This window comes from Staphylococcus simulans (genome assembly GCF_025561465.1).
GTDB classification, from domain to species: domain Bacteria; phylum Bacillota; class Bacilli; order Staphylococcales; family Staphylococcaceae; genus Staphylococcus; species Staphylococcus simulans.
Genome location: NZ_CP095100.1, coordinates 1,390,931 through 1,405,662 on the forward strand (window position 1 = coordinate 1,390,931; position 14,732 = coordinate 1,405,662).

Annotated in this window: 17 protein-coding genes; 14 read left to right on the forward strand and 3 right to left on the reverse strand. The window is 33.6% G+C overall.

All coding sequences use genetic code 11. The features are described 5' to 3' along the window. The first annotated feature begins 1 nt into the window (after position 1). Positions 2–1,351 carry an aminomethyl-transferring glycine dehydrogenase subunit GcvPA gene (gcvPA, locus tag MUA87_RS06500; protein ID WP_057510473.1) on the forward strand — a complete coding sequence of 450 codons (1,350 nt, stop codon included), beginning with the start codon at positions 2–4 and terminating at the stop codon, positions 1,349–1,351. Continuing rightward, the gene (gene gcvPB, locus MUA87_RS06505; protein ID WP_002481031.1) at positions 1,341–2,816 is read left to right on the forward strand and encodes an aminomethyl-transferring glycine dehydrogenase subunit GcvPB; all 1,476 of its coding nucleotides are present in this window, start codon (positions 1,341–1,343) and stop codon (positions 2,814–2,816) included. The genes gcvPA and gcvPB overlap by 11 nt, the downstream gene beginning before the upstream one ends. Positions 2,817–2,915: 99 nt before the next feature. On the opposite strand, the gene MUA87_RS06510 is transcribed toward gcvPB, so the two are convergent. Beyond that, positions 2,916–3,302, reverse strand: coding sequence for a rhodanese-like domain-containing protein (locus MUA87_RS06510; RefSeq protein ID WP_002481030.1), 387 nt, complete (start codon positions 3,300–3,302; stop codon positions 2,916–2,918). A gap of 224 nt (positions 3,303–3,526) precedes the next feature. Between MUA87_RS06510 and MUA87_RS06515 the strand changes: the two genes are divergently transcribed. Further along, positions 3,527–4,357 (forward strand): lipoate--protein ligase family protein, encoded by an 831-nt coding sequence (locus tag MUA87_RS06515; RefSeq protein ID WP_002481029.1) that lies wholly within the window; start codon positions 3,527–3,529, stop codon positions 4,355–4,357. Positions 4,358–4,406: 49 nt separating this feature from the next. On the opposite strand, the gene MUA87_RS06520 is transcribed toward MUA87_RS06515, so the two are convergent. Together MUA87_RS06520 and MUA87_RS06525 are read right to left on the reverse strand one after the other, a co-directional pair. Beyond that, a complete protein-coding gene (locus MUA87_RS06520) occupies positions 4,407–4,619 on the reverse strand; it encodes an SA1362 family protein (protein ID WP_057510475.1) in 213 nt (70 codons plus the stop codon). Positions 4,620–4,645: 26 nt separating this feature from the next. After that, on the reverse strand, positions 4,646–5,233 hold the full coding sequence (locus MUA87_RS06525) for a hypothetical protein (RefSeq protein WP_002481027.1): 588 nt from the start codon (positions 5,231–5,233) through the stop codon (positions 4,646–4,648). 244 nt (positions 5,234–5,477) lie between these two features. Between MUA87_RS06525 and MUA87_RS06530 the strand changes: the two genes are divergently transcribed. From MUA87_RS06530 to recN, 11 genes are all read left to right on the forward strand, one after another. Next, positions 5,478–6,536: a M24 family metallopeptidase gene (locus MUA87_RS06530; RefSeq protein ID WP_057510476.1), complete on the forward strand. Its 1,059-nt coding sequence runs from the start codon at positions 5,478–5,480 to the stop codon at positions 6,534–6,536. Positions 6,537–6,563: 27 nt separating this feature from the next. Continuing rightward, positions 6,564–7,121, forward strand: a complete 558-nt coding sequence (gene efp / locus MUA87_RS06535) for an elongation factor P (protein ID WP_002481025.1) — start codon at positions 6,564–6,566, stop codon at positions 7,119–7,121. A 212-nt stretch (positions 7,122–7,333) separates the two neighbouring features. Continuing rightward, entirely contained in the window at positions 7,334–7,807 is a 474-nt protein-coding gene (gene accB, locus MUA87_RS06540; RefSeq protein ID WP_002481024.1) for an acetyl-CoA carboxylase biotin carboxyl carrier protein, read from the forward strand. 2 nt (positions 7,808–7,809) lie between these two features. Continuing rightward, positions 7,810–9,162 (forward strand): acetyl-CoA carboxylase biotin carboxylase subunit, encoded by a 1,353-nt coding sequence (accC, locus tag MUA87_RS06545; protein ID WP_002481023.1) that lies wholly within the window; start codon positions 7,810–7,812, stop codon positions 9,160–9,162. Positions 9,163–9,177: 15 nt separating this feature from the next. Next, the gene (locus MUA87_RS06550) at positions 9,178–9,549 is read left to right on the forward strand and encodes an Asp23/Gls24 family envelope stress response protein (RefSeq protein WP_023015159.1); all 372 of its coding nucleotides are present in this window, start codon (positions 9,178–9,180) and stop codon (positions 9,547–9,549) included. Between the two features lie 20 nt (positions 9,550–9,569). Continuing rightward, positions 9,570–9,959: a transcription antitermination factor NusB gene (nusB, locus tag MUA87_RS06555; RefSeq protein WP_002481021.1), complete on the forward strand. Its 390-nt coding sequence runs from the start codon at positions 9,570–9,572 to the stop codon at positions 9,957–9,959. Positions 9,960–9,974: 15 nt separating this feature from the next. Then, positions 9,975–11,315, forward strand: a complete 1,341-nt coding sequence (gene xseA / locus MUA87_RS06560; RefSeq protein ID WP_002481020.1) for an exodeoxyribonuclease VII large subunit — start codon at positions 9,975–9,977, stop codon at positions 11,313–11,315. After that, positions 11,308–11,541 (forward strand): exodeoxyribonuclease VII small subunit, encoded by a 234-nt coding sequence (locus MUA87_RS06565; protein ID WP_002481019.1) that lies wholly within the window; start codon positions 11,308–11,310, stop codon positions 11,539–11,541. Before xseA ends, MUA87_RS06565 begins: the two co-directional genes overlap by 8 nt. Continuing rightward, positions 11,534–12,409: a polyprenyl synthetase family protein gene (locus MUA87_RS06570; protein WP_031262522.1), complete on the forward strand. Its 876-nt coding sequence runs from the start codon at positions 11,534–11,536 to the stop codon at positions 12,407–12,409. Before MUA87_RS06565 ends, MUA87_RS06570 begins: the two co-directional genes overlap by 8 nt. A gap of 178 nt (positions 12,410–12,587) precedes the next feature. Beyond that, the gene (gene ahrC / locus MUA87_RS06575) at positions 12,588–13,040 is read left to right on the forward strand and encodes a transcriptional regulator AhrC/ArgR (RefSeq protein WP_002481017.1); all 453 of its coding nucleotides are present in this window, start codon (positions 12,588–12,590) and stop codon (positions 13,038–13,040) included. A 14-nt stretch (positions 13,041–13,054) separates the two neighbouring features. Then, entirely contained in the window at positions 13,055–14,731 is a 1,677-nt protein-coding gene (gene recN, locus MUA87_RS06580) for a DNA repair protein RecN (RefSeq protein WP_156666978.1), read from the forward strand. Position 14,732: the final 1 nt, after the last annotated feature.

The following is a 14,732-nucleotide window of genomic DNA, read 5'->3' on the forward strand; positions in this document are numbered from 1 at the left end:
GGTGAGTCATCGTTATATACCATTAACTGAAAAAGACAAAAAAGAAATGTTAGAAACAATCGGCGCAAGCTCAATTGAAGAATTATTTGGAGATGTGCCAAAAGAAATTTTATTGGATAGAGAGTTAGATATTCCAAATGGAGAAGATGAAACTACTTTATTCAAACGTCTTAGCAGAGTTGCTAATAAAAACATTACAAAAGAAGATCATACTTCATTCTTAGGTGCGGGTGTTTATGACCATTATGCACCAGCTGTTGTAGATGCTATGATTTCACGTTCAGAATTCTATACAGCTTATACGCCTTACCAACCAGAAATTTCACAAGGGGAACTTCAAGCAATCTTTGAATTCCAAACTTTAATTTGTGAATTAACAGGTATGGATGTTGCAAACTCATCTATGTATGATGGAATCACAGCATTTGCTGAGGCATGTATTTTAGCATTAAGTCAATCTAAAAAGAATAAGATTGTTGTATCTAAAGGCTTGCATTATCAAGCATTACAAGTACTTCACACATATTCAAAAGTTAGAAGTGAATATGAAATTGTAGAAGTTGATCTAGACGGTACTGTAACTGATTTAGAAAAATTAGATGCAGCTATTGATGAAGATACAGCAGCTGTTGCTGTTCAGTATCCCAACTTCTATGGTTCTATCGAAGATTTAGAAAAAGTTAAATCATTTATTAAAAGTAAAAAGACATTATTTATTGTCTATGCAAATCCACTTTCACTTGGCTTGTTAACACCTCCAGGTGAATTCGGTGCAGATATTGTTGTAGGTGATACACAACCATTTGGTATTCCAAGTCAATTCGGTGGACCACACTGTGGTTTCTTCGCAACAACTAAAAAGTTAATGCGTAAAATCCCAGGTCGCTTAGTTGGTCAAACGAATGATGATCATGGAAACCGTGGTTTCGTATTAACGCTACAAGCGCGTGAACAACATATCCGTCGTGATAAAGCAACTTCAAACATCTGTTCAAACCAAGCTTTAAATGCTCTAGCATCTTCAATTGCTATGTCAGCTCTAGGAAAACAAGGTATTCAAGATATTGCTGAACAAAACTTTGAAAATGCTAACTATGCTAAGAAAGAGTTTGAAAAAGCAGGTGTAGAAGTATTACCAGGTACATCTTATAATGAATTCGTTATTAAGTTGGACAAACCTGTTAAAGAAGTAAATGGTCAATTATTAGAAGAGGGCATTATTGGCGGTTTCGATTTAACTGAAATCAATGACGATATGGGACATGCAATGCTAGTTGCTGTCACTGAATTAAGAACAAAAGATGAAATTGATACTTTTGTGAAGAAAGTGGGTGAGATTAATGGTCAGTAAATCAAGTCCATTAATTTTCGAACGTTCAAGAGCAGGAAGATATGCATACTCTCTTCCGAAAAAAGAGATTGATACAAATGCAGTTGAAGAATTATTAGATGATAAATTCATCCGTAAAAACAAAGCAGAATTCCCTGAAGTATCAGAATTAGACTTAGTAAGACACTATACTGAGTTATCTAACAAGAACTTCGGTGTAGATACTGGTTTCTATCCTTTAGGTTCATGTACAATGAAGTACAACCCTAAAATCAATGAAAAAGTAGCACGTATTCCTGGATTTGCTGAAGCACATCCATTACAAGAAGAATCTCAAATTCAAGGTTCTTTAGAAATCATTCATAGCTTACAAGAAGAATTAAAAGAAATTACAGGCATGGATGAAGTAACATTACAACCTGCAGCAGGTGCACATGGTGAGTGGACTGCATTAATGATTTTCAAAGCTTATCATGAAAAAAATGGTGAAGGTCACCGTGATGAAGTCATTGTACCTGACTCAGCACATGGTACAAACCCTGCTTCTGCAGCTTTCGCTGGCTTCAAATCAGTTACAGTTAAATCTGATGAAAACGGCGAAGTAGACGTAGAAGATTTAAAAACTCTTGTTAATGAAAATACAGCAGCAATTATGTTAACAAACCCGAATACTTTAGGTATCTTTGAACATAACATTATGGAAATTGGAAAAATTGTTCATGATGCTGGCGGCTTATTATACTATGATGGCGCAAATTTAAACGCGATTATGGATAAAGTAAGACCTGGAGACATGGGCTTTGATGCTGTTCACTTGAACTTACACAAGACATTCACTGGGCCTCACGGCGGTGGTGGACCAGGTTCAGGTCCTGTTGGAGTTAAAAAAGAACTTGCTAGCTTCTTACCAAAACCAATGGTAATCAAAGATGGCGATACTTATAAATATGACAACGATATTAAAGATTCTATCGGTCGTGTTAAACCATTCTACGGTAACTTTGGAATCTACTTACGTGCTTATACGTATATTAGAACAATGGGTAACATTGGTCTTAAAGAAGTTTCAGAAGCAGCAGTGCTTAATGCCAACTACATTAAAGCGCGTCTGAAAGATGCATTTGAAATTCCATATAACCAATATTGTAAACACGAATTCGTATTAAGTGGATCTAAGCAGAAAAAAGAAGGCGTTCGTACATTGGATATGGCGAAACGTTTATTAGACTTCGGTGTTCATCCACCTACAATTTACTTCCCGCTTAATGTGGAAGAAGGTATGATGATTGAACCTACAGAAACAGAATCTAAAGAAACATTAGATTACTTCTGTGATGCATTGATTCAAATCGCTGAAGAAGCAAAAGAAGATCCAGATAAAGTGCTTGAAGCACCTCATAATACAGTAATCGATAGACTTGATGAGACTAAGGCAGCTAGACATCCAGTCTTGAAATTCGAAAACTTACACGAAGAAAAACTTTAATATCAATAATGATTAAACCCTCGTTTTTAATGAACGAGGGTTTTCTTCATGAAAAAAGCAGCAATGACAATTCATCGCTGCTACATTTTAATTATAATGCTATTTTTTTGATTTAACTTTCCCGGTCCATTTTTTGTAACCGCCTTTAAGCATGTAGATATCTCTATATCCATTTTTTCTTAAAATACGCGCTGCTCTATAACTTGCTACACCATTGGCATCGCATAAATAAATAGGCTGATCCTTTCTTAGACCTTTAAATCGTTGACTAAAAAGCGTCATAGGAATGTTTCTGGCACCAATAATATGGCCATAATCATAGTCAACTTTTTCTCTTACATCAATCACTTGAGCTTTACGTAAACCTTTATGGAATTCTTCTTGATCTAATTCTGTTACAGCTCTTTTATTGATGAAAAATTGGATTAACATATATACAGCAATAATAACTAAAACAGCTAAAATGATTATCCAAAAGCTATTCATCTTGCTTCCTCCTATATTTACCGATACTACAATTATAAGACTGTTTCACTCATTTATCAAAAAGTTTTTCTCAGAAATGAACCGAGATTTCATTTTGTACAAAAATGCAAATCAGATTTAATATTTACTGATGAAAATCCAGCCATGAATATTAATCAAATATGCTGTATGTATGGTAATATACATACATATAGTTAAATACAAGGTGATTGGAGATTTTAAAATTGACAGAAACATGGAATTTTATTAATTCGGGCAGTCATGACCCATTTTATAATATGGCTATGGATGAAGCTTTATTAAACTTTGTATCCAGAGGTGAAATCGATCCTGTCATCAGATTTTATACATGGGATCCAGCAACGCTTTCTATTGGTTATTTCCAAAGATTAAAGAAAGAAATTGATATTGAAAAGGTCAAAGAAAAAGGCTATGGCTTAGTAAGACGACAAACAGGTGGAAGAGGCGTGTTACACGATAAAGAACTAACATATAGCGTAATCGTTCCTGAGTCTCATCCTAATATGCCTAAAACAGTTACAGAAGCATACAGAGTCATTTCACAAGGTTTATTAGAGGGATTTAAGTTATTAGGCTTCGACGCTTATTTTGCTGTTCCTAAAAGTAAAGAAGAAAGAGAAAAATTGAAACAACCAAGAAGTTCTGTTTGCTTTGATGCTCCAAGCTGGTATGAACTCGTCGTAGAAGGAAGAAAAATTGCAGGTAGCGCACAAACTAGACAAAAAGGCGTTATTCTTCAACATGGTTCTATTTTAAAAGATATTGATATTGATGACTTATTTGATATGTTTATCTTTAAAAATGACCGCTTAAAAGATAAAATGAAGCAAGCTTTTGTAGATAAAGCTGTTGCGATAAATGATATTTCGGATAAAACAATTTCGATTGAAGAAATGGAAGTAGCATTTGAAAAAGGATTCCAAAAAGGGTTGAATATTAACTTTAAACCATTAGAACTTACTAAAGAACAACAAGCTGAAGTAAAAGAACTTGCAGAAAAATACAAATCTGAAGAGTGGACTTATAGAAAATAAGTAAAATCCCCTGAACCTCTATTTAAACGGTGGTCAGGGGATTTCATTTTTATTTACGACGGTTTCTATATTTCCATTTTGCTATTTTATATTTCCTTTGATCTTTTGTTAAAAAGAAGAAGAAATACAGTAAGTAAGCAATACCTGCGATAATAGCTAAGCTAATTATCGTTCTTACAAGGGAAAATAATATTGAATCTAAGTTCAATATTAACCCGATAAGCGCAATTAATAATATGAGATAAAATAATACTTTACGCATGTTTTCACCTTTCAATACTTCTTGCTTTATGAATTAGTTTTACTAACTTTAATTTGTGCTAATTCTTGTTGGCCTTGTTTTATTTTCTTATCACTTTTTGTAGAGTAACCATCTCTGATAGTTTTAAATGCACTGACCAACTTATTATTAAGTTCTTCAATGTTTTTATTATCAGATTTATCTTTATCAGACATACTACTTTTTTCAAGATCGATTTTGTATTTATCATGTGCACTTTGTAAATCAGTGACTATTTTATCGAGTTTGCTGACCACAGCTTCTTTTCGTTTATTCTTTTGGACATCACTTTCAATTTTGTGATAATCCTTTAATGTATCAGTCACTTTTTGATAGTAATCTGATGTCGCGTTAGCATTTTTGGTTTTCATGCTATTTTGTGCTGCTTCTTTAGTATTCTTTTTATCAGCGCCGAGTTGTTTTTCTTTATCTTTTAAATCACTGATATTTTGCTCTAGTTCTTGGTTTTCTAATTTTAATTGATGATTATCATCTCTTAATTTAGTAGTTTTTTGTTCAAGTGGACCTAAGTTTTGACTCCCGCAGCCCGTTAGTAAAATCGTTGCTCCAATAATCGAAATAAATTTCTTTTTCATAACCTTCTCCTAATTCAAAAGCAAATATTATAGCAATATTTTATCATATTTAGTTCTCAGATTCTTATATTTCAGTTTGCACTTTAATTTTCTTATACTTTTTGGGAATTCTTCTTTGATATAAGGTATAAAAGCTTATAGTTCTATGCGCTTTGTGATAAACTTTGGTTATAATAAAAGTGATATAGTCACTATCACAGCTCCATAAAATTACATGATTAAGAATGACATAGGAGGAGTATGTATGTCTAGAATTGAAAAAGTAAATCAAATTATTTCAGAAAAAAATTTAGATGCGTTAGTTGTATTATCTGATTACAACCGCCGTTATTTATCAGGGTTTACTGGTACGAGCGGTGCATTAGTAATTACACCTGAGCGTCGCATCTTGATCACGGATTTCCGTTATATCGATCAAGCTACAAATCAAGCTTCTGAATTTGAAATTGTGAATCGTTCTGCAGGTTTAATTGACGAAGTTAAAGATGTTCTCGAACAAAACCAAGTGAAATATGCAGGATTTGAAGGGCACATCGTAAGCTATGATACATTCCAACAATTAAATGATTCAGACGTTGAATATCAAAGTGTCGGTAATGTAATTGAAGATATCAGAGCTATTAAAGATCAATCAGAAATTGATACGATTCAAAAAGCTGCAGATATTGTAGACAAAACGTATGAACATATTTTAAGTATCGCAAAAGCAGGAATGACTGAACAAGAATTAAAAGCTGAATTAGAAAGTAAAATGTTAAAATTAGGAGCAAGCGGTCCTTCATTTGACACGATCGTTGCTTCAGGATATCGAGGTGCTTTACCACACGGTGTAGCAAGCGATAAAGTGATTGAAGAAGGCGAGTTAATCACTTTAGATTTTGGTGCATATTATAATGGTTATGTATCTGATATCACACGTACTTTTGCAATTGGCCAACCAGATCCTAAACTAGTAGAAGCTTATAATATTGTATTAGAAGCACAGAAAGCTGCAGTCGCACAAATTAAAGCAGGAATGACAGGTAAAGAGGCAGATGCTATCGCACGTGATATTATCGCAAGTTACGGTTATGGAGATAATTTCGGACATTCAACAGGTCATGGTATTGGTTTAGAAATTCATGAACAACCAATGCTTGCAAAACAATCTGATTATGTATTAGTTCCAAATAATTGCGTAACGGTAGAACCGGGTATCTATATAGAGGGACTGGGTGGCATCAGAATAGAAGATGACATCTTAATCACAGAAAATGGTAATGAAGTCTTTACTAAATGCACAAAAGACCTTATTATTTTATAATGAAAGCGTATATGAGGAGGAAACTGAATGATTTCGGTTAATGATTTTAAAACAGGTTTAACAATATCTGTTGATAATGGTATTTGGAAAGTTATTGATTTCCAACATGTAAAACCAGGTAAAGGTTCAGCATTTGTTCGCTCTAAATTAAGAAACTTAAGAACTGGCGCAATTCAAGAAAAAACATTCCGCGCAGGTGAAAAAGTAGAACAAGCAATGATTGAAAACCACCGTATGCAATATTTATATGCAGATGGTGACACTCATGTATTTATGGACAATCAAACATTTGAACAAACTGAATTGCCTGGAGATTATTTAGAAGAAGCATTAAAATACTTGAAAGCAAACATGGAAGTTCAAATCCAAACTTATGAAGGCGAAACGATTGGTGTTGAATTACCAAAAACTGTTGAGCTTACTGTAACAGAAACTGAGCCTGGTATTAAAGGTGATACTGCAACTGGTGCAACTAAATCAGCTACAGTAGAGACTGGATATACGCTTAACGTACCTCTATTCGTTAACGAAGGAGACGTTCTCGTAATCAACACTGGCGACGGCAGTTACGTTTCAAGAGCCTAAATTTTAAATCACCCCTTTTCTGACATCCTATCCATTAATGATTATCAGCAATTTTATGCTGATGGATTCGATGAATGAAAGGGGTTCTTTTATTTTATTATCGTTAAATTACACTATGAGAAAGTTTAAAGTTACAGTGATATGCTTGAATTGATAATTTCAGTCAAGTAAAATATACAAGAAGAGTAAAAACAATCTGAAGGAGCAGTACTATGAATTTTAAAGAAATCAAGGAATTAATTGAAATACTAGATAATTCAAATCTTACTGAAATTAATATAGAAGATAACAAGGGAAGTATCATTAATTTAAAGAAAGAAAAAGAAAGAGAAATCATTACACCACAAATTTCTCAACAAGCTTTCCCTGCACAAGCAGCTGCGCCAGCACCTGTTCAAAATGATTCAGCTGTCAGCGAAGCTTCTTCTGCTGCAAATTCAGAAGCTGATCAGGGGAAAACAATTAACGCACCAATGGTGGGAACATTCTATAAATCACCGTCACCAGAAGAAGAAGCTTATGTAAAAGTTGGGGATACTGTATCAAACGATTCAACAGTATGTATTTTAGAAGCTATGAAGTTATTTAATGAGATTCAAGCAGAAGTTTCTGGGGAAATTACTGAAATCTTAGTTGAAGACGGACAAATGGTAGAGTATGGCCAACCGTTATTTAAGGTGAAATAATTATGAAAAAAGTTTTAATTGCCAATCGCGGTGAAATTGCCGTTAGAATCATCAGAGCGTGTAAAGACTTAGGGTTACACACAGTTGCAATTTATTCTGAAGGGGATAAAGAAGCACTACATACTCAAATTGCTGATGAAGCGTACTGTGTGGGTCCTACACAATCTAAAGATTCATATTTAAACATTCCAAATATCTTATCTATTGCTACTTCTACTGGATGCGATGCAGTTCATCCTGGGTATGGATTCTTAGCAGAAAATGGGGATTTTGCAGAATTATGCGAAGCGTGTCAACTTAAGTTTGTTGGTCCAAGTTACGAATCTATTCAAAAGATGGGGATCAAAGACGTAGCCAAAGATGAAATGATTAACGCAAACGTACCAGTTGTTCCAGGTAGTGACGGACTAGTAGATTCAATCGAAGACGCTAAAAAAACAGCGGAAGAAATCGGTTATCCCGTTATCATTAAAGCTACTGCAGGCGGTGGTGGTAAAGGTATTCGTGTAGCTAGAGATGAAAAAGAATTAGAAAATGGTTACAAAATGACACAACAAGAAGCAGAAACTGCCTTTGGTAATGGCGGACTTTATCTTGAAAAATTCATTGAGAATTTCCGTCATATCGAATTCCAAATTATTGGTGACCAGTTTGGTAATGTGATTCAGTTAGGAGAACGTGACTGTACAATTCAACGAAGAATGCAAAAACTTGTCGAAGAAGCACCGTCACCTATATTAACTCCTGAAAAAAGACATGAAATGGGTCAAGCATCTATCAGAGCTGCTAAAGCAGTAAACTATGAAAATGCAGGTACAATTGAATATATTTATGACTTAGATACTGATGAATATTACTTCATGGAGATGAATACTAGGATTCAAGTTGAACACCCTGTTACAGAAATGGTAACCGGGATTGATTTAGTCAAATTACAATTATTAGTTGCTATGGGTGAGCCATTGCCTTTCACTCAAGATGATATTAAAATCAATGGTCATGCAATGGAATTTCGTATTAACGCTGAAAACCCTTATAAAAACTTTATGCCATCACCAGGTAAAATCACACAATATTTAGCACCAGGCGGTTACGGAGTAAGAATAGAATCAGCTTGTTACACAAACTATACTATTCCACCTTATTACGATTCTATGGTTGCTAAATTAATTGTGCATGAACCTACACGTGAAGAAACAATTATGGCAGGTCTACGTGCTTTAAGCGAGTTCTTAGTATTAGGCATAGACACTACAATACCATTCCATATTCGTTTATTAGAAAACGAAATTTTCAATAGTGGACAATATAGCACTAAATTCTTAGAGCAAAATGATATTATGAAAGAAGATTAAGAAGGAGGCATTCACATGGTTAAAGTATCCGAAGATACACATGCACATTTAGGCAGAGTAGAAATTTCTCCAGAAGTACTAATCTCAATTGCAAGTATTGCAACATCTGAAATAGATGGATTAACTGGACACTTTGCTGAAATCAAAAATGCTTCACCTGAAAAGTTGAATCGTAAAAATTTAACTAAAGGTATTAAACTTGAAACAAAAGAAGATGGAATTTATATAGATGTATTCTGTGAGTTTAAGTATGGTATCAACATCTCTCAAACAGCATTGAAAATTCAACAAACAATTTTCAATTCCCTCAGCAATATGACAACTATAGTTCCTAAACAAGTCAACGTTCATATTACGCATATTGAAGTTGAAAATAACAAGAAATAAGTAACAAAGGAGCACGCTCAATGAGTCGTAAAGAATCAAGAAGCCAAGCATTTCAAGCACTGTTTCAACTTGAAATGAAGAATACAGATTTATCTATAGATGAAGCCATTAATTTTATTAAAGATGATTACCCAGATTTAGAATTCGATTTTATTCATTGGTTAGTATCAGGCGTAAAAGATCATGAACCTGTACTCGATCAAAAAATCCAAGAGAATTTAAAAGATTGGAAAATCTCTCGTTTATTGAAATCAGACCGTATCATTTTAAGAATTGCAGCTTTTGAACTAGAGCATAGTGATACACCACCAAAAGTGGTTATTAACGAAGCTGTTGAACTTGCTAAGCAATTTAGTGACGAAGACCATTATCGTTTTATCAACGGTGTATTAAGTAATTTAAATCAATAGGATAGAGTGATAAGTATGTCCGATTATTTAAGCGTTACAGCCTTAACTAAATATATCAAATATAAATTCGACCAAGATCCGCATCTGCAATCGGTTTTATTAAAAGGTGAATTATCTAACTTTAAACGTCATAGTAGCGGTCACTTATATTTTAATTTAAAAGATAATAATAGCGTCGTAAACGCTATGATGTTTAAAGCACAAGCTAATAAACTAGATTTCACACCCAAAGAAGGTGATGAAGTTTTAATAGAAGCACGCGTGAGTGTTTACGAAAGACGTGGGAATTATCAAATTTATGTAAATAAAATGCATTTAGATGGAATTGGCAACTTATATCAACGTCTAGAAGAACTTAAAAAGGCCTTAACTAAGCAAGGTTTATTTGATATGAGCCACAAAAAGCCGATACCTAAGTTCCCTAAAAAAATTGCAGTGCTTACCGCGAGTACAGGTGCGGCAATACGAGATATTCACTCTACAATAAACAGTCGATTTCCATTAGTAGAACAAATTCAAATTAGTACATTAGTTCAAGGTGAACAAGCTAAAAATGATATTGTAGAAAAATTACAATATGCTGATACTCTTGGTGCAGATGTCATCATTTTAGGACGTGGTGGAGGATCTATTGAGGATTTATGGAATTTCAATGAAGAAGATGTAGTACGAGCAATCTTTAATACACAAACTCCTGTTATCTCAGCAGTAGGTCACGAAACAGATTTCACATTAAGCGATTTTGTAGCTGATGTAAGGGCTGCTACACCAACTCAAGCTGCTGTCATTGCAACACCTGATCAAGTTGAGCTGACACAATACATCAAACAAATAGAGTTAAGTCTATCCAGACACATCGTCCAATTAATTAATAATAAGAAAAAACATTTAGAACATGTAGCTTCTTATTATAAATTTAAACAGCCATCGTTGTTGTATGATCAACAAATCCAACGACGAGATGAATTAGAAAAACAACTAAGTCTTGCGATGACTAATCATTTGACTCATTTACGACAACGTATTGATTTGCTAAACAGTCGCATAAACGTTAGAGATTTAAAACAACATACGCAACAAGCTATTTTAAACAAATCTCAACTTGATAAGGTATTAAACAAATCAATAAATAATATTTTGAGTAATGCTAAAACGATGTTGACACAGCGATTAGAAAATTTAAATAATTTAAGTCCAACCAATACAATGTTGCGCGGTTACACGATTGTCAATAAAGATGAACAAGTTATTACAAGTACGCAATCATTAAAAACTAATGACCACATCAGTTTAACCATGAAAGATGGCGAAGTTGATGCAATAGTTAAGAAAGTTAGGTGCAATAAAGATGAGTAATGAGCAAAGTTTCGAAAATATGATGGAAGAGTTAGAAAACATCGTAAAAAAATTAGATAATGAAACAGTTTCTTTGGAAGAAGCATTAGACTTATATCAAAGAGGAATGAAGCTTTCAGCATCTTGTGATGAAACATTGAAAAATGCTGAAAAGAAAGTAAATGAACTCATGAAATCTAATGATGGAGAACAAGCTGAGACATCAGCTGAGAATGAAAATGAATAAAATGATTGAACTAATCAACCAACAATTACTAGAAACAATTCCTGATTCAGCTCTCGGCACTAATTTAGAAGAAAGTATGCGTTATTCTCTTGAAGCTGGAGGAAAACGTATACGACCAGTCCTATTATTAGAAACTTTAAAAATGCTGTCTAAAAACCATACTTACACTAAGGGTATTCGTACCGCATTAGCGTTAGAAATGGTGCACACATACTCGCTCATACATGATGATTTGCCTGCTATGGATGATGACGATTATCGTAGAGGCAAATTAACAAATCATAAAGTATACGGTGAGTGGAAAGCATTATTAGCTGGGGATGCGTTATTAACAAAAGCTTTTAACTTAATAAGCACAGATAATGCAATTGATGCTGAAACTAAAGTAGCTTTAACATCCCAACTTTCTGATGCGAGTGGTCATTTAGGTATGATTGGCGGACAAACATTAGATATGGAAAGTGAAAATAAAAAAATATCTTTAGAGACTTTACAACAAATCCATCGTGAAAAAACCGGTGCTTTACTGTCTTTCGCAATCAATGCCGCAGCAACAATCGCAAAAGTTGATACTGAAGTATCCGAGATTCTTGATAAGTATAGTGAACATTTAGGTTTAATTTTCCAAATTAAAGATGATTTACTCGATGTCTATGGAGATGCTGAAAAATTAGGTAAGCCTGTTGGCAGCGATGAGAAAAATCATAAAAGCACTTATGTGACTTTACTTGGTCTAGAAAAAACAGAACAACGACTTCAATATCACGTTGAGCAAGCGAACCAATGTTTGAAACAATTATCTGATAAACAATATGATACAACTGAGCTTGAAAGTCTGACACAGTTGTTCTATAAACGTGATCACTAAAATTATAAGCTGAGTCCTAATATTCAATTTAGACTTAGCTTATTTCTATTTATGAACTTTTATAAATATGCACTATTGTTGGATATTAATAAGCGATATAAGAAGAAAATAAAAGCATTTTGTTTGAACATGTGATACTATGAATGTATAAATATTCGTAATTTGAGGTGTAAGAAAAGTGGCTAAAAAATCAGTAAGACACATAAAAATTAGAGAAATCATATCCACTGAGCAGGTTGAAACTCAAGATGAATTAGTAAAACGTTTAAATTCATTTGATCTGAATGTGACACAAGCAACGGTTTCACGAGATATTAAAGAATTACAGTTAATCAAAGTACCTGCACCGACAGGTCAATATATTTATAGTTTGCCAAATGATAGAAAATACCATCCGTTAGAGAAACTTGGACGTTATTTAATGGATTCCTTTGTAAATATTGAGGGTACAGGTAATTTATTAGTATTAAAAACACTTCCAGGTAATGCTCAATCAATCGGTGCTATCTTAGACCAAATCGATTGGGATGAAGTACTCGGCACTATTTGTGGTGATGATACTTGCTTACTCATTTGTCACGATGAGGATGCTGCAAATGCTATCAAAACACGTATTTTTAATTTGTTATAAGGAAGCGATAAGCCATGTTACAAACACTAACAATTAAACAGTTTGCTATCATTGATGAATTAGAAATTAACTTTGGAAACGGATTAACCGTATTAAGCGGTGAAACAGGTTCAGGGAAATCTATAATCATCGATGCTATTGGACAACTTATAGGCATGCGTGCATCTTCAGATTTTGTTCGTCATGGCGAAAAAAAAGCAACCATAGAAGGTATCTTTGATATTGATAATAATCCCGAAGTGATTAGAACCTTGAACGAATTAGAAGTTGATGCTGATGAAGATTTCTTAATCGTTAAAAGGGAGATCTTCAGTTCAGGTAAAAGTTTGTGCAAAGTAAATAACCAAACAGTAACATTGCATGATTTACGTTTAATTATGCAAGAATTACTTGATATCCATGGTCAACACGAGACACAATCACTGTTAAAACAAAAGTACCATCTTCAACTGATTGATTCATATTCAGATGGCAAATATGATGATATTTTAAAACAATATCAAAATACGTATCAAACTTTTAAAGATAAAACACGTGAACTCGATGAGTTGGAATCTGCTGATCAAGCTTTATTACAAAGGTTAGATCTAATGAAGTTCCAAGCTGATGAACTATCTGAAGCCAATTTACAAGAAGGCGAAGTTGAACAACTTGAAGCTGATATTAAACGCATTCAGAATTCTGAAAATTTAAGTTTGGCTTTAAATGCTGCACATGCAACTTTAACAGATGAACAAGCTATCCCGGATCGTTTATATGAATTGAGTCTGCAACTTGCGAACATTGATGAAATTATTCCTAAAAAGTTCACCGAACTTAAAGAGCAAGTCGACCAATTTTACTATACGTTAGAGGATGCTAAGCATGAGTTGTATGATGAATTATCAAATACAGAATTTGATGAACAGTATTTAAATGAACTAGAATCTCGTATGAATTTACTAAATAATCTTAAAAGAAAATACGGTAAAGATATTTCTAGTTTAATTCAGTATCAAGCTAAACTAGATGATGAGATTAACAAAATAGAAAATTATGAGCAAAGTACAGCAAACTTAAAAGAAGAGATTATTCAGTTACAAAAACAATTAAATAAAGAAGGTCAAATGCTTTCAAAAGAAAGAAGAAAAGTGGCGCGTGAACTAAGAGATCATATTGTAGAAGAAATTCAAAATTTACAAATGAAAGATGCCAATCTCGAAATCTCATTCAAACCTTTAGATGAACCGAATGCAGAGGGTATAGAAAAAATAGAAATATTAATCAGCCCTAACAAAGGGGAACCACTTAAAAGTTTGGCTAAAATTGCTTCGGGCGGAGAATTATCTCGTATCATGTTAGCTTTAAAAAGTATTTTTGTTAAATCTAGAGGTCAAACTGCTATACTATTTGATGAAGTTGATTCTGGTGTTTCTGGTATTGCAGCTCAAAAAATGGCTGAAAAAATGCGTGCAATTTCTGAATATATTCAAGTTATATGTATCTCACACTTACCACAAGTAGCATCTATGAGTGATCATCACTTACTAATCAGCAAAGCATCACAAGATGATAGAACAACAACACATGTTGAAGAATTAATTGGAGAAAATCGTATAGATGAAGTTGCACGAATGATTTCTGGTGCTAATGTGACGAAATTGACAAGAGAAAATGCTAAAGAAATGATAGAGCAAAATCATGCGCTGTAAT